An 18,604-nucleotide genomic window follows, 5' to 3' on the forward strand; every position below is an offset into this window, starting at 1 on the left:
ATTTGCGTATCGTTTTTATGGGCACTCCCGATTTTGCAGTGCCAGCTCTTAGAAGATTGATGGAGAAGAAATATCCTGTCGTTGCAGTAGTCACTCAACCAGATCGTCCAAAAGGACGTAAAAGGGAGTTGCAGCCACCACCTGTCAAGGTAGTAGCAGAAGAATATGGTATACCTGTCGTACAACCAGAAAAAGTGCGCAATCCCGAAGATTTAGCCAAGGTACTGGAGCTAAAGCCTGATCTCATTATCACCGCAGCATTTGGCCAGATTCTTCCCAAAGAACTACTCGATGCACCTAAGTATGGTTGTATTAACCTCCATGCCTCGATCCTGCCCAAATACCGAGGCGGTGCACCGATTCATCATGCGATTATGAATGGTGAGACCGAGACAGGTGTTACCTTGATGTATATGGTAGAGGCACTCGATGCAGGTGATATGATCGCGAAAAAGACTATTCCCATCGAGATATCAGACCATGTAGGTACCATGTTTTCGAAGTTGGCAGATGTGGCAGCAGATTTAATTGAAGAGAGTTTACCAGCATTTTTGGCAGGTGAATTAGAGGCAGTCCCACAAAATCACGAACAAGCCACCTTTTCACCTAATATTAAACGGGAAGACGAACAGATCAATTGGTCACGAAGTGCTCGTGATCTCTATAATCAAGTTCGTGGGCTTCATCCATGGCCTGTTGCCTTTACAACATGGAAAGGGCAACCGTTTAAAGTATGGTGGGCTGAAGTAGCAAATGAAATATCAGATGCACAGCCAGGAACGGTTCTTCGGGTAGAAGAGAATGGTATCGCAGTGCAAACAGGCGATGGAGTTCTCCTTTTGACCGATGTTCAACCAGCTGGAAAAAAACGTCTTCCAGTAGCGGAGTTTGTACGAGGAAGACAGATGCAGGTAGGAGAGCGACTTGGTGAAGCATAATCAACCAAAAGGAGCGCGAGATTGGGCGCTTCAGATTTTACTCGATTTAGAAGAAAAAGATTCATACAGTAACTTAGAACTAAACCGACAACTTCAAGAAAGTGGATTAGATTCACGAGATCGAGGTTTGGTGACGGAGTTAGTGTATGGAGTGATTGGACGGAAAAACACACTTGATTATTTGGTTCAGCGACTAACCAAAAATCCAAACCAACTTGCTCCTTGGGTCAAATGGCTGCTTCAGATCGGCATGTATCAACTACTCTATCTTGATCGGATTCCAGAGAGAGCTGCTGTCCATGAGACTGTACAGATTGCCAAAGAACGTGGGCATAAAGGAATTAGTGGACTTGTAAATGGTGTCCTTCGTTCGTTTCTCCGCCAGCGTACCGCTTTAATTCCTGCTGAACCCAAGACAACTGTCGAAAAAGCGATTGCTTACGCACATCCGGAATGGATGGTAGATCGTTTGGAAGAGGTATATGGAGAAGAGACAGCACGAAAGATGATGGATGCACAAAATCAATCTGCTCGTCTATCACTTCGTATCAATCATCTCCGCTGGGACCGTCCGGAATGGATGGAAGAATGGGAAGAAACGACAGGTACCAAAGCGATTGCCTCTGATATATCGCCAACAGGGGTGATTGTAGAGGGAGTAGGAAATCCAGCCAATCTTCAATCTTTTGCTGATGGGGAGTTTTCGATTCAGGATGAGAGCTCTATGTTAGTAGGATATGCCTTGTCTCCCGATCCTGGTAGTAGAGTACTCGATATGTGTGCGGCACCAGGTGGGAAAACGACTCACCTAGCAGAACTGATGGAAAATCAAGGGGAAATTATCGCAAATGATATACACCCTCACAAACAAGGTCTCATTCGCCAACAAGCAGATCGTCTAGGCATTGAGATTATTCGTACTCGAGTAGGGGATGCTAGAAATTTGCGACAAGGGTTTCCAGCAGAGTCTTTTGATGCAATTTTATTAGATGCCCCTTGTTCTGGTTTAGGGGTCATTCACCGCAAACCCGATATTAAATGGCGCAAAGACAGCCAAGATGTGGAGGCATTAGTTGGGCTACAACGTGAATTACTTGATACGGCTGCCTCTCTATTAAAACCTGGTGGAGTATTGGTTTATAGTACTTGCACTTGGGAGCCTAAAGAAAACAGCGAACAAATCTCTGATTGGCTATCTGCTCATTCTGAGATGGAAGCAGATGAGAGCATTTGGGACAAACTACCTGTTATCGTAAGGGAAAAAGCTCTTATTGGAGATAGTTGGGTACAGATTTTACCGCATCATTTCCATTCGGACGGCTTTTTCATCTCCCGTCTTCGTAAAAAAGAAGCCTAGTTCTCGATCATCATGAGAACTAGGCTTCTCGTTCAACTAAAATAAAATCTTAGATAAATAGACTACAGTAGTTACTGTAATGCTACTAAACAAAGTGGAGAGTAAAACAACTTGGGCTGCGTATTCAGGATGATTTCCGTATTCCAATGCAAATAGTGCACTATTGCGTGAAGTGGGAAAAGAACTCGCGATGAATAATGCCTGTGCGGTTATCCCATCTAGTTTTAATAGAACAATAATAATCAAGGCAATACAAGGGGAAAGGATTAAGCGTCCAATTAGACTGAATACAAGTGGTAGGGAGAAACGACTTATCTTTAGGTTGGCACTTTGAGCACCAAGTGTAACAAGTGCAATTGCAAGGAAAGCATTTGAAATATTTTCAATGGGATTCCATAAAAAGAACGGGATTTTAATAGTGGAGATATGGAGTAGGAAACCAAATAAAAAAGCATAAAAAACAGGGTTTTTCAGAAATTCTTTCACAGCTTGAAAACCTTTGGAATGTACAGATACAGAGTTAAACAATCCATATGTATAAGTGAGAAGGTTTTGATAAATCATTACTACCACTTGGATAGAGGAACCAAGTGGGTTATGTTGAAAAACAAGTTGACTGACTGGTAATCCAAAGTTACCAGAATTATTTAACACCACACTGTTTTGGAAAGTAGAAGAGAGACTCCGATCAAATTTGGCAAATTTGGATATCCTGGCGGCTAGGATCATAAGACAGAGACTTTGGATCAATAAGAAACCAAGAATATGAAAAAGGGTTTTCCCTCCAATATTGCTCTGGTAAATATTCACAAAGCTCACAGCTGGCATCAACAAGTAGGTATTTAATTTTGATAACGTATTCATATCAAATTCAAATTTTCTATGTAGAAATGCGCCAATCCCTATTAATGAAAACACAGGTAAAATGACATTTACTACGATCATAAATAAAATATCCATAATATTCTCCCGTTCCTATGACTAAAGTCTATGATTACAAAAAATGTTGATATAAAATTTGTAACTATTATTATATTACTACATTCAAACGATATCATTTCCTAGTTCATTTCTTAGCAGAAACCTGGTACTGATAGAATATATCGATATTGGTGTTAAATATAATAATTATGATTTATTTGATCCGATTTCATTTGAATTCTTGGGTGTTGATGAGATTATTATTGATAAATATTAAGTTAATAAGGATTAAAAGGAATAGAGATAAAAATATCTCTCCTTGATAAAACGTAATCATTACGATATAAATAAATAGGAAGCATTGACGGAGAGGGGAAAAGATGTAAATGAAAAAGAAAATACCTGTTACGGTATTAAGTGGATATTTAGGAGCAGGCAAAACAACGGTATTAAACCATATTCTTCATAATCGCAATGGGCTGAAAGTAGCAGTTATCGTAAACGATATGAGTGAGATAAACATAGATGCAGGGGTTATCGAAAGAGAAGCTGGGCTCTCGCGTACAGAGGAAAAGTTAGTAGAGATGTCCAATGGATGCATTTGTTGTACTCTTCGGGAAGATTTGCTTCAAGAAGTAGAGAGACTCGCCCAAGAAGGACGATTCGATTATATTTTGATTGAGTCAACGGGAATTAGTGAACCAATTCCCGTTGCGCAAACTTTTACCTATATAGATGAAGAAGCAGGGATCGACCTATCCTCGCTTTGTAAACTAGATACAATGGTAACAGTAGTCGATGCTAATCGCTTTTGGGCAGATTATTCATCAGGAGAGTCATTATTAGATCGTGCGCAAAGTTTGGGAGAAGAAGATCAACGAGATGTAGTGGATTTACTCATCGACCAAATTGAGTTTTGTGATGTGTTGTTGCTCAATAAGTCTGATATGCTCACCTCAGGTGAATTGGATCGCTTAGAGGCAGTCCTTCGTAAATTACAACCTCAGGCGAAAATAATTCGTACTATCCATGGGCAAGTAGAACCAATGGAAATACTAAATACAGGCTTGTTTGACTTTGATCGGGCTAGTCAATCAGCTGGTTGGCTACAAGAGCTTCAAAAAGAAGAACATACACCTGAAACAGATGAATATGGAATCTCTTCTTTTGTATACCGAAGACAACGTCCGTTTCATCCAGAGCGACTGATGAATTGGTTAAATGATTGGCCGGAGGAGATTGTTCGAGCCAAAGGAATGGTTTGGATTGCGACTCGAAATGATCTTGGCTTCCAAATAAGTCAAGCAGGACCATCTATTCAACTCGGTGCATCAGGCTATTGGATTGCAACTCTTCCACTAGAAGAGCGTCAACTGTATTTTGATGAAATGCCAGAATTGGAACAAAATTGGCATCCTAAATATGGTGATCGAATTAATGAAGTAGTCTTTATTGGGATAGAACTAGAGCCAGATAGGATAGTAGAAGAACTAGATCAACTCTTGTTGACAGATCAAGAGTTGAGCATGGATTGGAGCAGTTTTGTCGATCCTCTGCCTAATACAGATCAGACGGTGGAAATGATGAGCTAATGATATGGGAAACACAGCCTCTTGAAAGAGAATTTCTTTCGAGAGGTTTTTTTATTTCAAATAGTCTCTTTGCATGTTTCCATTCATTTCCGGAAACCTTAAAAGTGGGAGTTGATGAACGATGCGTAGTAGTCTAACGAAATCGAATCTCAAGCGAGACCGCAAACTAAAGCGAAATACAGATAAAAAAATGGAGAAATACACTGGGATCGACCTCTCCATCAGTTTGGATCAAAATGTAAAAAATATAAAAGAAGTATTTGGTGGAACAGTTCATCTGATTAACAAGCGATTTAAGTTGAATAGTGATCCAGAAAAGGAAGTAGCTATTTTTTATTTTGACGATCTAGTAAACAAAGATTATCTCCATCATTTTATTATCAAACCTTTGCTCGAAAAGGAGATTGAGAATCCAGATGAACTAGTAGAGGAGATAGTAGAAGAGATCTTGGTCGGGGGTGAAATTAAACAATCCAATCAATTACGTGATGTGATCGATGGGCTTTTAGCCGGGGATAGTGTGATTTTGATCGAAGGAGTTCCCAATGCCATTATCATGGGTACTCGAGGATGGCAAACGCGAGGTATAAGTGAACCCCGAACTGAGCAAGTAGTTCGGGGTCCCAAAGAAGCATTAAGCGATACCTACTTATTTAGTTTGGGACTTATTCGTCGTAGATTACATGATCCTGATATGCGAACTGTGACAAAAACGATCGGCCGACGATCCAAGACTGTTGTGGGGATGCTATATATACATGATATAGCTGATCCTAGGATTGTCAAAGAAGTAGAAAAAAGATTGGATCAGATCGATATCGACGCTATTTTGGAATCCAATTACATACAAGAATTGATACAGGATCATCCAATCTCGCCTTTCCCCCAAGTCCAGAATACGGAGCGTCCCGATTCCGTCTGTGCCCATTTATTAGAGGGAAAAGTAGCGATTTTAGTGGATGGGACACCATTTGCTTTAATCTGTCCTGCTGTTTTTTCCCAGTTTTACAACAGTCCAGAAGATTACTACCAAGAGACCATCATTGCTACCTTTACTCGTATGGTGCGCTTATTGGGGCTTGTGTTTGCATTGACCTTGCCAGCAATTTATGTAGCACTTTTATCATTTCATAACGAAATGATTCCTTTTAAATTGGCGATTAATATTGCGGGTTGGAGAGCTACTGTTCCATTCGCGCCTGTCGTAGAAGCTTTTCTGATGGAATTGACAGTGGAAGTACTACGAGAAGCTAGTCTACGGTTACCTGGTCCTATTGGACCGACGATTGGAATTGTGGGTGCGTTGGTAATCGGGGACGCTGCCGTTTCAGCTGGATTGGTGTCACCGGCAATGGTCATCGTCGTAGGATTGACTACGATTAGCTCCTACGCCAACCCAAATTACAATGCTGCAACTGCAATCCGTCTACTTCGCTTCCCACTCATTTTCCTTGGTGGAAGTTTTGGCCTGTTTGGAATTGTTTTTGGGATCTTGCTAATTCTGATTCATCTTACCAACTTAAGGTCGTTTGGAGTTCCTTATTTGTCACCAATCGTGCCAACTAAACCGTCTGATTGGAAGGACACCGTGATTCGTTCCCCTTGGAGATGGATGCAGAAACGACCTTTTACTTTCCATACTTATAATATAAGACGACAAAAGGGGGGTAATCAGTGAAGGTTCGGTACCCTGAAGATTATCGAAAAGGCACGATTGGTCCTTTACAAGCCTTTTCTATTTCCTATCAGAATGTATTAGGAGTAGGGGTTTTATTTATGCCAGCAACGGTAGCTGCTAGTACCCAACGCTCCGGTATTTTTTCCATTTTACTCATGGGATTTTTTTGTTGGATTATTGTTTCTGTGGTGACATGGGGGATCAAACGTTATCCACAAATGTCTCTATGGGAAATAGGAACCCAAGTTTTTGGAACTCGAAAGAATCCTAAAGTAGGAAAATGGCTCTTTGCCCCTATTTTTATCCTACTTATGGTGAATTGGCTCATGTATATAGCCGTAGAGATTAGTCTTTTCGTCACCACACTGAAAATTGAGTATTTTACCCAGACGCCTAACTCTGTTTTGATAGTGCTCTCGCTCTTGCTATCTATGTATGCAGCCAAACAAGGACCCGCTACTATTGCAAGATTAAATGTCCTATTACTGCCTGTAACAGTAATTCCATTGTTGTTATTTTTGTTCTCAACGTTTGAGGGCGGAGAGTTGATAAATATCATCCCTACTTTGCCGGATGATTGGGGTGCTTTTTTCTCAGGATCACTTAACACCTTATTTTCATTTGCTGGGTTTACTATTTTTCTAGGTTATATCGGATTTTATCGTCGACCAGATAAATCAGGTAAGGCACATTCATGGGCAGTTTGGGCGATTACCTTCTGGTACGTTCTTACCTATATATTCTGTCTTAGTGTTTTTGGACCTGAGGACATATCAAATTATTTAACACCTGTTTTATCGCTTGTAACGGAGTCGCAATCAGATCAATTTTTAATAGAACGACTTGATCCAGCCTTTTTGCCTGCTTGGATGGTCATGGTTTTTACCACGACATCTAACTCACTGTTTGCAGTTTCTTACGCTATGAAAGAATTTCTAGGAGTAAAAGAGGAGACCAGAGGAACCATCATTTTTATTCTGTCTAGTATTGCTTTTGTCATTGCTATGTTGCCGACGGATCTCTCTACTTTTAATGAAGTGCTTAAACAATATCAAATGATCACTTGGTCTATCTCAATCCCATTTACATTAATTTGTGCTCTCTTCGCAGTCATTCGAAAGAGAGGAAGAAAGGGGGAGCATGATGCGCCGGTCTCTTAGTATCATAATAAGTGTTAGTCTCTTTTTTCTTTGCACTGGTTGTTGGGATGCAGTCTCCATAGAGGCGCGTGCATCTGCAGTAGCCTTGTCTTTTGATTGGAGCGAGGGACAATATGAAGTGGGCGTTTCTGTTCCTATCCCCTATAAATTAGGAAGTAGTGGAGTAGGAGCAGATTCAGCTCAACCAGAAGATGGAGTGGAAGATCAACCTCGATATGTTAATAGTGTTCAAGCTGGTTCTCTGAATGAGGCAATTGACCGTCTCTCCACGATTTTACAACGTCGTATTTATTTTGGGCAGACTGTAATATTGATCTTTAGTCGAGAAGTAGCAGAAAGAGGTTTGGATCCGATTACTGATTATATTCGTCGAAATGAAGAGATTCGGATCCATGCGCGTATGGTCGTAGTAGAAGGAAAAGCAATCGAGTTTATGAAGAATCAGTCTCAATTTTTCAATTTAGCAATGGAAGAGTTGCGAGGTGATTTAGAGAATGGGGAAAAAATCGGCTATGCTTTTCGTGAGAAGTTAGGGAAATATTTAATGAAAAAGAATACCATAGCGAAGGGTGTTCCGATTCTGAATATGGTTCAATATGAGAAGGATGAATTTATGTGGGAAGGTGCTGCTGTTTTTAATCGAGATAAGATGGTGTATAAGATAACAGATCCAATGCAAACTTCCATCTTAAATCAAATTAGAAATAGCTTAAAAGGCTTTTCTGTGCGAATTCCATGTGAAAAAGGCGTTATTGCTTATCTGCCTATAGGTGTCAAATCAGAAGTTCAAATAGATACAGACCGTCCTATTCCCAAGATTATCGTAAATGTGTATGTAGACGGATATGTAGAGGAAAAAACATGCCCAATCAAATTACAGGATGTAAAAAACATGCGTAAAGTATCAAGACAAATAGCTAGTGAGTACGAAAAAGGTGCATATGATGTGATACAACTTGGGAAACAACTTGGGGTGGATCTATTAGAACTTCAATACCATATGCGTATGAATCATCCTGAACTTTGGAAGAAATATCAGGATGTGAAAGAGTTTCAGAAACTTCCCGTGGAAATTCACTATGATGTTAAGGTTCGTCATTATGGTGTTAACAATGTTTAAGTGAATGCTGTTTGAAACCTCCCGTTCTTCCCTTTCTTTTGAACGGGGGGACTGATATAATAAATGAAGTTTTTTGGACTGTAATTTGGCTAGTAGACTTGGAGATAGATGAATTTTATGAAACCATTTGCATATGATTTTACCTTAGAAAACTGGAAAGACTGGCTACAGGAAAAGAATCAGCCGCCTTTTCGTGCGAAACAAGTGATGAATTGGTTATACGAAAAGCGAGTCACTTCGTTTGAAGAGATGACAAATCTGCCGAAAGAACTACGAATCGTATTGGCAGACTCTTTTCAGCTACAACCAATGAAAATAATCACTCAGCAAACTTCACAAGATGGTACGGTGAAGATCTTGTTTGGCTTACATGATGATCATGCCATTGAGACCGTGATCATGCGACATGATTATGGTGTGAGTGTTTGCGTGACGACGCAGGTAGGTTGCCGTATTGGCTGTACCTTCTGCGCTTCTACATTAGGGGGGTTAAAACGAAATCTCTCTGCTGGAGAAATTGTAGCGCAAGTATTGATGGCACAACAGATTTTAGATAAGACGGATGAACGTGTTCGCTCTGTCGTGATCATGGGCTCGGGAGAACCATTCGAAAACTATGATCCAACGATCCAATTTGTTCGGATTATCAATTCGCCAGATGGCCTGCACATTGGACAACGCCATATTACGGTTTCGACTAGTGGAGTAGTGCCGAATATTTATCGATTTGCTGATGAGGGTTGGCAAGTGGGACTAGCTATCTCTCTTCATGCCCCAAATCAAGATTTACGTTCCAAACTGATGCCGATTAATCGTCGTTTTCCTCTCGCAGATCTTCTAGAGGCTTGTTGGTACTATATAGAAAAAACAGGTCGACGTCTTACGTTTGAATACGCTCTGATCGGCGGTAAAAATGATCAGCTGGAACAAGCTCATGAATTAGGGAAATTGCTACAAGGAATGAATTGTTTGGTCAATTTGATTCCGGTTAACTATGTACCAGAGCGAGATTATGAACGAACTCCGAGAAATCAAATCTTTGAATTTGAGAAAGTGTTGAAATCATATCGAATCAATACTACCATTCGTAGGGAGCAAGGTCATGATATCGATGCGGCGTGTGGACAATTGAGAGCAAAACACAATCAACAAGTTTCCGTTGAGCAAAAAAACCAGTAAAATATGCTTAGAAGGATACCGGATAAGTGAGTACTATCACAATTCCGATATTTCACTTACCATCTCATACGCATGTATTGCGATAGATAGAGGGAAAGGGGTAACCGGTATGGAATTGGCTCAACGCACTGATGTTGGTCGCGTACGTGACCTGAATGAAGACAGCTTGGGGTCTTTTCGAGCCAAATGCGGAACACTGATCGTGGTCGTCGCAGATGGTATGGGGGGCCACCAGGCAGGGGAAATTGCGAGCAAAAAGACACTGGATGTGATTCAAGAAGATCTATCACGCCAGTACGTAGATGTAATGACAGATGAGAAGAGCAATCGGCTGCTCGTCTCTGTCGGAAAAGCGAATGAGCGTGTCTTTCGCATGGCAAATGAAAACGAGCAATATAAAGGAATGGGTACCACAGTTCTAGCCTCTATCGTAGATGAAGAAGAAGTAGTGATTGCACACGTGGGGGATAGTCGTGCCTATATGCTACACAAGGGTGGACTCTATCAACTGACAGAGGATCATTCTTATGTCAACTTACTACTTCGTCATGAACAAATTACCAAAGAAGAAGCCAAAAACCATCCACAAGGTAACATCATCATGCGTGCAGTAGGCACTAGTGCTGAAGTAGAAGTAGATTTGATCAACACCCCATGGAAGAAGAATGATATCTTCTTGTTATGCTCAGACGGTCTTACTGATATGATCTCCGAACGAGAGATTGGATTGGTATTGACCGATGACAAATTAACCCTGGATGAGAAAGCAGACCGCTTGGTGAATTTAGCATTAGAAGCTGGTGGCAAAGATAATATTTCTCTTATCCTACTGAAAAATACAGGGAAATAACCAGGCCTTTTTAGGGTTGAGGAGGAACTGATTTATTATGCAATTAGAAGGGAAGAAACTGGGGGGGCGCTACGAGATTATCAGCCGTTTAGGCGGCGGTGGTATGGCAGTCGTATACAAAGCACTAGACCATAGTTTGGGACGATACGTAGCGTTAAAAATTCTCAGTGAGTCCCTCAGCAATGATAACGAGTTTGTTCGTCGGTTTAGTCGGGAAGCACAAGCAGCTGCAAGTCTCTCTCATCCAAACGTAGTCAATGTCTATGATGTTGGGAAAGATGGCTATACTTACTATATTGTAATGGAGATCGTAGAAGGTCCTACTCTAAAGCAATATATTCAACAAAAAGGGGTAGTTCCTACTGATGAAGCAGCGCTGATTGCGATTCGGATCTGCGATGGCCTTGCCCATGCTCATGAGAATCAAATTATTCACCGTGATATCAAACCCCACAATATTTTATTAGACCAAAAAGGCGGTCGGGTGAAAGTAACCGACTTCGGGATTGCACGGGCGGCGAGCTCTTCGACCATTACCCAAAAAGGTGCTGTCATGGGGTCTGTACACTATTTCTCCCCAGAACAAGCACGTGGTGGGTTAACTGGAGAGAAATCGGACATCTACTCCCTTGGGATCGTGATGTACGAAATGCTTACTGGTCAATTACCGTTTGACGGAGATCAAGCGATTAGTATTGCTCTGATGCACCTGCAAAATCCGGTTACGGACCCACGCCAGATCAATCCAAATATTCCAGATAACTTTGCCAAGATCTTGTTACGGGCACTCGAGAAAGATCCGGAAATGCGCTACACCTCGGTACGGGCGATGATGAAAGATATCCAAAGTGCACTGCGAATGCTTCCACGCAATCAAGCGGTAAATACGGATGATCTTTTTATGACTGTTCCGATGTTGGATGAGGATGATACCTCATACTCTCCACAACCAACTCCTAATACTTCTGGATCTGCGAGTGCTGCGGCAAGTGAAGAACGTTCTTCATTTCCATCCAAAGAGGCAGATCCTTGGAACCAACGTAACCAAGCTCCACCACGCCATTTCCAGACCCCGCCAAGTCGTTCGAATGGAGGGGCAAGCAGTTTTCCGGAAGACTCGAAGGATTTGACTATTTTCCAAAAAACTGCGATCTGGTTTGACAATGCCCAAGAAAAGCTATCTGTATGGCAGAAGATCCTATTCGGTGCCATCACAGTAGTTCTTATTCTTGGTCTTACCGTATTTGGTTTTGATAAATTGATGGGATTGTTCTCTGGCTCTGATGATGCTCCAGAGACATCGACCAAGCCGAAGACGGAGCAGACCACTGGTCAGAAGGAAGAGGACGCGGAAATGGTTCCGGTAAAGAACTATGTTGGAGAGTGGCAATCCAGAGTGGAAAATTATGCGTCTGGATCTCTAGAGGAGAATGGTTATAAGATTTTAGTCTCCAATAGTCTTTGTTACAACAAAGATTTAACAGGATCAGGGCTTGCAGAAGGAAAAATTGTAGCCCAAATACCAGAAGCAAATTCCCAGATAAAAAAAGGGGATACGGTGAAGGTATGGGTATATGTTAATAAGTCTACTTGTAACAAAGCACCTCAATAATGCATTTCCCACCGCCGTCTATATTGGACGGCGGTTTATCTGCATCTATACTACCAAAAAATAGCTAATCTGAGAAAAGCGAGGGATGTTATGCCGTCCGGGCAAATTGTTCGAGCATTAAGTGGATTTTATTATGTAACATTAGAATCAGGCGAAGTTGTGGAGTGTAAGGCTCGTGGAGTTTTTAAATTTGAAAAGAAAAAGACCAAACCTCTGGTTGGGGATTATGTGGAGATTGAGATCGATCAAGCAGGGAAAGGCTGGATTTATCAGGTAAAAAAACGTACCACAGAGCTAATTCGTCCCGCAATCGCTAATGTAGATCAGGCGATTATTGTCTGTGCCCTGCGAGAGCCAGACTTCCAACAGATGCCACTGGATCGCTTATTAGTCCATGCTGAAAGAGAAAACCTACGGATCGTCATCTGTCTAACAAAATCAGATTTGGTGGAAGATGATACCGAGATTCGAGAAATCCGTCATACATATGAGCAAGCAGGGTATGTAGTATTAGAGACTAGCTCCAAGCGACCATCGGGAATAGATTTGGTAGCCAAAGAACTGCAAGGGAGAATCTCTGTCTTTGCTGGTCAGTCTGGTGTAGGAAAGTCGACGCTGTTGAATCAGATTATGCCAGATCAAGATCTAGAAACCGGAGAAGTGAGCCGCAAGATCGGACGTGGGAAGCATACCACTCGTACAGTAGAGTTAATCCCATTACCTGATGGTGGTCAAGTAGCAGATACACCAGGATTCTCGCAACTTTCGTTTGATGGGATGGAACCTGAGGAACTAAGTGATCTGTTTGCCGATTTTCGACCTTATCAACATGATTGTCGTTTTCGAGGTTGTCTCCATCGCAAAGAGCCCGGATGTGCCGTGAAGGAAGCGGTAAAAGATAGCAAGATTACTCAGACGCGTTACCATCACTACCTTTTGTTTTTAGAAGAAATAGAACAATGGCAGCAAAGGAGATACTAATATGATTCAAATCGCACCATCACTCCTCGCAGCAAACTTTGCTCGACTTCAAGAAGAAGTAGTGGAGATCGAACAAGCAGGAGCTGATTTATTACATCTAGACGTGATGGACGGAAGGTTTGTGCCCAATATTTCGTTTGGTCCCCTTGTAATTGACGCGATCCGTCCGCATACGAAACTACCGTTTGATGTTCATTTGATGATCGAAGAGCCGGAGAAATATATTGGCGATTTTCATAAAGCAGGAGCAAATTCTATCTCTGTCCATCAAGAAGCATGTCGTCATTTACATCGGACGATCTATCAGATCAAAGAATTGGGGATTCGTGCTGGTGTAGTGTTAAATCCATCGACTTCAATTGAAACGATTCGACCTGTTCTAACTGACCTTGATTATGTCTTAATTATGACGATCAATCCGGGGTTTGGTGGTCAAAAACTTATCCCCTCGATGCTACAAAAGATTACAAGCTTTGCCCATATGATTCAAGAAGCAGGTCAAAATATCAAGATTCAAGTAGATGGTGGAGTAAACACCCATACAGTAGCAGAAGTAGCGAGATCAGGGGCGACAAATTTGGTAGCGGGGTCTGCTGTTTTTGGCCGTGAAGACCGAGCTGCTGCGATTTCAGAATTACGAGCTGCTGCTGAAACAGGATACAAGAAGAGGCTAGTGAAATGAACACTTCTACTAGATTGATTACCTTTTTAGAAGTGGCGATTTTTGCAGCTATTGCGGTCGTGTTTAATGAATTTATTAGTCCTTTTCAAATCTGGCCCAATGGGGGCAGTATCACCTTAGTGATGATCCCCATTGCCCTCATTGCTTTTCGTAGAGGATTGGTAGCTGGGATTTTAACTGGTCTGATCATGGGACTAGTTTTAACCATTATGCCTAGTGCTTTTCGAGTCAACCCGATCCAAGTACTACTAGATTATCCGTTGGCTTTTGCCTCATTGGGGGTAGCTGGATGGGTTCATCTCACAAAATACTCCAATCCGTCCCAAAGAGCTCTGTGGGCAGGAATCGGGCTGCTTACAGCGGGTATTTTACGTTTTGTTATGCATTATTTATCTGGCGTTATTTTCTTTGCGGAATTTGCTCCCGAAGGACAATCGGTCTACTTATATTCTCTCTTCTATAATGCCACTTATATTTTGCCAGAGATAATATTGGCGACGATCGTTTTGGCCATTTTACTTTACTCTGCACCTCAACTTATTCAACCAAACTATCAGAGAAGATAGAGAGCTAATTACTTTACAAATCTGGATCTCTTGTTGACGTTGCTATTGACGTAGTCACTCCTTAGATCCAGATTTTTGTGTTTAGGGTTATGGATTAGGAATGTCAGAAAGGCAGTGAATCATGAATCATACCGAGCGAACGATTATTGTTGCGGGTGGAGAACTAGATCGCCAGTCGCTACTAGAGATATATCAAGAGGATGATTTGCTCCTTGCAGCTGATGCAGGAGTACTCTCTTTGTTGGAGATCGGGCTGATCCCCGATATTGCCATTGGTGATTTTGATACAACAGGGAAAGAAAGCTTCTCGAAATGGCAGGAGTTAGGAATTCATATACAAGTTTTATCACCGGAAAAGAACGAGACAGATACACATGCAGCTCTCGAATATGCAATTCGTCAAGGTGCCAAAGAAGTGGCGTTGTTTGGAACGCTTGGCGGGGCTAGATTTGACCATGCGATCGCCAATGTCCAACTATTGGAATGGTGTTTAGAGAAAGGGGTAAAAGTGGTAATCTATCATCCGCACAATCGGTTACGACTCATTCAAGGACCAGAGAATGTGGAGATTGCCAAGACAAGCTATCAGTATCTCTCATTGCTCCCGATCAGCAAAGATGTTCGAGGAATTCATACAAGGGGACTATCTTATCCTCTCCATAACGGACACCTAATGCGTGGCTATACTTTAGGAATTAGCAATGAATGGGCAGAGCCTATCGCAACCATCTCTATTCAAGAGGGAATTTGTCTCATATGTGAATCGGATGATGGAAAAAATGTTTCGCTGTTCTAGGTACAAGTAGGAAACTATAGAATATAAATAACAAAGGGGAGGATCAGGTACCTCGTAGACTAAGGAGGAGAACTAGTGAAATTCTATACGTTGAAATTGCCTAAGTTTTTAGGTGGTGTGGTCAAAGTATTTTTAAATATGTTTCAAAAGAAAGATATTTAAATAAGGGCACCTATTTGATGGTGCTTTTTTGTTTTGAGCAAAAAGAGTTCCGGATCAGGAGTACATATTGATAGAAATTACTTGTATAGAACGTAGTCCTACCATAAAAAAACTTGGTTTTGATCAACCAAGTTTTTGACGGTATTGATAAACATACACTTTGTCAGTGAAATAACTAATAAAGAAGCCGATTATGAGAGGAAGCACAGAGCTAGATGTAATGAAATAGTTCTGTGAATGGTATTGATGATAGAACATAAGCCAAGAAATAGTAAAGGTATGACCTATTAGATACAACAGACTTGTTATGAAAGCAAATGTTGTGAAGTAAATGGAAAATCTCTTGAAATTCATTTAAACACCTACTTGAGTACATGATGGTATTGATCTGATATTTATATACTATATAATTTATATAATTTTCTCTACTTTGGCTAAAAAAAAGAACCCGCAATTACACGCGGGTTACTTTTCCGGACTTCAGAGCACGTGTGCTGACGTAAACACGTTTTGGTTTACCATCCACCATGATACGTACTTTTTGTACGTTCGCGCCCCATTTTTTACGGGATTTACGGTTCGAGTGGCTAACTTTATTTCCAGTGGAACCTTGCTTTCCAGTTATAAAGCAACGACGGGCCATATATAGCACCTCCTGGCATTGCATTCTCACGTTCAAGTCACTAAGTGACACCCAAGTATTTTAGCACAATAGGGCAAAAACAAGCAAGAAGAAAGGAAAAAGCATTCTGGGGATAAATATGGAAGTAGCTAATTTCACCAGAAAGGTACGGTGCCCTCTTTTTTGATTGTATTTTCCTTATTGTTATAATGAACAAGCATAGGTCTTTTCGAGATCAGAACCTCATTTTTTAAGAAACAAGGGGACTATGATGATACTACACAAAGGAGATACCCTATTTCGCCAAGGGGAGACAGGACCGCTTTATGAGCTGAAAAGCGGGCTATTGAAAATTGTACGTATTCATGAAGATGGAAGACCAACTTTAGTCAATATTATCGTGCCGAAAGAGATGATCCCGCACCATTCATTAATTTCTCCCAATCCGTACTATGGTAGTGCGATTGCCCTGATGACAAGTGAGGTGGAGGTCATACCTTCAAATCAGTGGTATCACAAGTTGGAACAGGATCCTTTTTTGTGCCGCGAGATCGCTCTACAGCTACAAGAGAAACTAAGGATGATGCAACAACGGATTGACCAATTAACCGAAGTTTCTCCTGCTGACAAGTTACGTAAGCTCCAAAGCTGGTTTCATTCCTATATAGCACCTGCATCGTTAACTGACATACTCACACAGGATGAAATAGGTCAATTCATCGGTCTTCGCCGTGAAACAGTGAATAGATTATTGCGTGCGGAGGTTATCTCTAAGTAGATTTACATGGGCTAATTGGTGACTTTTTCCAAAGGGGTTGTCGAATCAGACTCCAGACTACCAGACGGACCGAAAAATTCGTAATGAATATCTTCCACTGGGATATTCATCGTTTTTAATGCATTATACAGCATTCTCATGAATGGAATGGGACCGCAAAAATAAAAGCTAGCCTCTTTTGTTGGAATGATAGTTTGTAACCAAGGTAGATCAATATATCCTTCTTTATGAAAAGCTTTGGTCGCTCTATCATGATTTGTTGGCGTTTGGTAGCACCAATAAACACTGACCTGTTGATATTTGGTGGCTATCTTTTCAACATGCTCTCTCATTGCGTGCGCCTTTCCGTTTTGAGCAGCATGAATGAATGTTACAGGGCGTGATGGATTCGTTTCTACTAATGTATTTAGCATACTGATCATGGGCGTCAGTCCAACCCCGCCACTTAGCAATACCACTGGACGAGAGTCTTGTTGATCCAAGACGAAATCGCCTGCAGGTGCTGAGAGCAAGAGAACATCGCCTTCTTTGATTTGATTGTGCAGATAGTTTGATACTCTACCGGCTGGTACGGATCCTGCTGCTCCATCTTCTCGTTTTATGGTAATTCGGTAATAGGATTTTCCTGGAGCATCGGAAAGACTGTATTGACGAATATGTGTGTACGTATCCTCTGGAATATCGACTTTTAAGCTGATATATTGCCCAGGTTCAAAGGAGGCTATTGCTTTTCCATCGTTTGGAACTAAATAAAAGGAAGTGATTACGTCACTCTCTTTTACTTTCTTCTGTATTCGAAATTTCCTAAAACCAATCCAACCACCAATCTTTCGCTCTGTTTGTTCATATAATTCGGCTTCTACGTCGATAAATGCATCTGCTATTACACCATAGGCTTCCTCCCAAGCTTGCAGGATTTCCACTGTGGCGGCACTACCAAGTACGTCTTTGATCGCAGCCAGTAGATTTTCTCCTACAATTGGATAATGTTCCGGTTTTATTCCTAGGCTACGATGTTTGTGGGCAATCTGCTTGACTACTGGTAGGATACTCTCCAACTTGTCAATATTCTTCGCTGCAGCATATACTGCATTGGCTAGTGCAGTCTGTTGGCGACCCTGTTTTTGATTGGCATGATTAAATATATTTAGTAATTCTGGATGGTTAGCAAATAGCATTTGGTAAAAACGCGTTGTGATTGCTGTTCCGTGTATTTCTAAAACGGGTACCGTAGATTTGATAATTTGAATCGTTTTTTCACTAAGCATGCTGATTACCCCGCTTCCTATTTTCAATACAATTTCAGTATATGCGAAAAAAATGGGTGTCATTGTGATTTGAATCACAATCTAAAATGATTTTTTATATGGAGTCAATATAATGAAAAGAGCTGTTTATACTTAATTGTAAGACAAATTAAGAGTCATGTTAGATTGATTGATTTTAATCAAAATTCAAGGTTTCAAGTGCAATTTATCACAAAATAGCTTAGTAATATGAACTTTCGACTAAAAGCCTAGGGGTATCTAATCCCTAGGCTAAGTATATGAACCAAAAAAAAACTAAGTAAATAGTAGATCCCATTTATCGACATTGGAAAAATTGCTTGT

General features: G+C 41.1%; 18 protein-coding genes. 15 read left to right on the forward strand and 3 right to left on the reverse strand.

Annotation, left to right across the window (positions count from 1 at the left end; all coding sequences use genetic code 11):
• Positions 1 to 2: 2 nt before the first annotated feature.
• Complete coding sequence (fmt, locus tag VJ09_RS15585; protein WP_407690004.1) at positions 3 to 938, forward strand: methionyl-tRNA formyltransferase; 936 nt, start codon at positions 3 to 5, stop codon at positions 936 to 938.
• Positions 928 to 2,295 (forward strand): 16S rRNA (cytosine(967)-C(5))-methyltransferase RsmB, encoded by a 1,368-nt coding sequence (gene rsmB, locus VJ09_RS15590; RefSeq protein ID WP_230199167.1) that lies wholly within the window; start codon positions 928 to 930, stop codon positions 2,293 to 2,295. Before fmt ends, rsmB begins: the two co-directional genes overlap by 11 nt.
• Positions 2,296 to 2,331: 36 nt before the next feature.
• On the opposite strand, the gene VJ09_RS15595 is transcribed toward rsmB, so the two are convergent.
• Positions 2,332 to 3,255: an AEC family transporter gene (locus tag VJ09_RS15595; RefSeq protein ID WP_044642542.1), complete on the reverse strand. Its 924-nt coding sequence runs from the start codon at positions 3,253 to 3,255 to the stop codon at positions 2,332 to 2,334.
• Positions 3,256 to 3,602: 347 nt separating this feature from the next.
• Here VJ09_RS15595 and VJ09_RS15600 point away from each other — a divergent pair, with 347 nt between their 5' ends.
• The 12 genes from VJ09_RS15600 to spoVM all read left to right on the forward strand — a co-directional run bounded on the left by VJ09_RS15600 (position 3,603) and on the right by spoVM (position 15,594).
• A complete protein-coding gene (locus VJ09_RS15600; protein ID WP_044642543.1) occupies positions 3,603 to 4,808 on the forward strand; it encodes a GTP-binding protein in 1,206 nt (401 codons plus the stop codon).
• 121 nt (positions 4,809 to 4,929) lie between these two features.
• Positions 4,930 to 6,486, forward strand: coding sequence for a spore germination protein (locus VJ09_RS15605; protein ID WP_044642544.1), 1,557 nt, complete (start codon positions 4,930 to 4,932; stop codon positions 6,484 to 6,486).
• Positions 6,483 to 7,646, forward strand: a complete 1,164-nt coding sequence (locus VJ09_RS15610; RefSeq protein ID WP_044642545.1) for a GerAB/ArcD/ProY family transporter — start codon at positions 6,483 to 6,485, stop codon at positions 7,644 to 7,646. Before VJ09_RS15605 ends, VJ09_RS15610 begins: the two co-directional genes overlap by 4 nt.
• Positions 7,627 to 8,766, forward strand: coding sequence for a Ger(x)C family spore germination protein (locus VJ09_RS15615; RefSeq protein WP_082050610.1), 1,140 nt, complete (start codon positions 7,627 to 7,629; stop codon positions 8,764 to 8,766). The genes VJ09_RS15610 and VJ09_RS15615 overlap by 20 nt, the downstream gene beginning before the upstream one ends.
• 117 nt (positions 8,767 to 8,883) lie before the next feature.
• A complete protein-coding gene (rlmN, locus tag VJ09_RS15620) occupies positions 8,884 to 9,945 on the forward strand; it encodes a dual-specificity RNA methyltransferase RlmN (RefSeq protein ID WP_044642547.1) in 1,062 nt (353 codons plus the stop codon).
• 109 nt (positions 9,946 to 10,054) lie between these two features.
• Entirely contained in the window at positions 10,055 to 10,795 is a 741-nt protein-coding gene (locus tag VJ09_RS15625) for a Stp1/IreP family PP2C-type Ser/Thr phosphatase (protein WP_044642548.1), read from the forward strand.
• A gap of 37 nt (positions 10,796 to 10,832) precedes the next feature.
• Entirely contained in the window at positions 10,833 to 12,407 is a 1,575-nt protein-coding gene (gene pknB / locus VJ09_RS18615) for a Stk1 family PASTA domain-containing Ser/Thr kinase (RefSeq protein ID WP_052807448.1), read from the forward strand.
• A 90-nt stretch (positions 12,408 to 12,497) separates the two neighbouring features.
• Complete coding sequence (gene rsgA, locus VJ09_RS15635) at positions 12,498 to 13,388, forward strand: ribosome small subunit-dependent GTPase A (protein WP_044642549.1); 891 nt, start codon at positions 12,498 to 12,500, stop codon at positions 13,386 to 13,388.
• Between the two features lies 1 nt (position 13,389).
• Positions 13,390 to 14,070 carry a ribulose-phosphate 3-epimerase gene (gene rpe, locus VJ09_RS15640; RefSeq protein WP_044642550.1) on the forward strand — a complete coding sequence of 227 codons (681 nt, stop codon included), beginning with the start codon at positions 13,390 to 13,392 and terminating at the stop codon, positions 14,068 to 14,070.
• Positions 14,067 to 14,636 carry an energy-coupled thiamine transporter ThiT gene (gene thiT, locus VJ09_RS15645; protein WP_044642551.1) on the forward strand — a complete coding sequence of 190 codons (570 nt, stop codon included), beginning with the start codon at positions 14,067 to 14,069 and terminating at the stop codon, positions 14,634 to 14,636. Before rpe ends, thiT begins: the two co-directional genes overlap by 4 nt.
• A 121-nt stretch (positions 14,637 to 14,757) precedes the next feature.
• Positions 14,758 to 15,432, forward strand: a complete 675-nt coding sequence (locus VJ09_RS15650) for a thiamine diphosphokinase (protein ID WP_044642552.1) — start codon at positions 14,758 to 14,760, stop codon at positions 15,430 to 15,432.
• Positions 15,433 to 15,507: 75 nt separating this feature from the next.
• A complete protein-coding gene (gene spoVM / locus VJ09_RS15655; RefSeq protein ID WP_044642553.1) occupies positions 15,508 to 15,594 on the forward strand; it encodes a stage V sporulation protein SpoVM in 87 nt (28 codons plus the stop codon).
• A gap of 454 nt (positions 15,595 to 16,048) precedes the next feature.
• Here the strand turns inward: spoVM and rpmB are convergent, their stop codons facing one another.
• Positions 16,049 to 16,237 carry a 50S ribosomal protein L28 gene (rpmB, locus tag VJ09_RS15660; protein WP_044642554.1) on the reverse strand — a complete coding sequence of 63 codons (189 nt, stop codon included), beginning with the start codon at positions 16,235 to 16,237 and terminating at the stop codon, positions 16,049 to 16,051.
• 250 nt (positions 16,238 to 16,487) lie between these two features.
• Here rpmB and VJ09_RS15665 point away from each other — a divergent pair, with 250 nt between their 5' ends.
• Positions 16,488 to 16,994, forward strand: coding sequence for a Crp/Fnr family transcriptional regulator (locus VJ09_RS15665; protein ID WP_044642555.1), 507 nt, complete (start codon positions 16,488 to 16,490; stop codon positions 16,992 to 16,994).
• Between the two features lie 11 nt (positions 16,995 to 17,005).
• Here VJ09_RS15665 and hmpA read toward each other — a convergent pair whose 3' ends face one another.
• Complete coding sequence (gene hmpA, locus VJ09_RS15670) at positions 17,006 to 18,262, reverse strand: NO-inducible flavohemoprotein (RefSeq protein ID WP_044642556.1); 1,257 nt, start codon at positions 18,260 to 18,262, stop codon at positions 17,006 to 17,008.
• Positions 18,263 to 18,604: the final 342 nt, after the last annotated feature.

The organism is Risungbinella massiliensis, assembly GCF_000942395.1.
In the GTDB taxonomy this organism is placed as follows: Bacteria; Bacillota; Bacilli; order Thermoactinomycetales; family Thermoactinomycetaceae; genus Risungbinella; species Risungbinella massiliensis.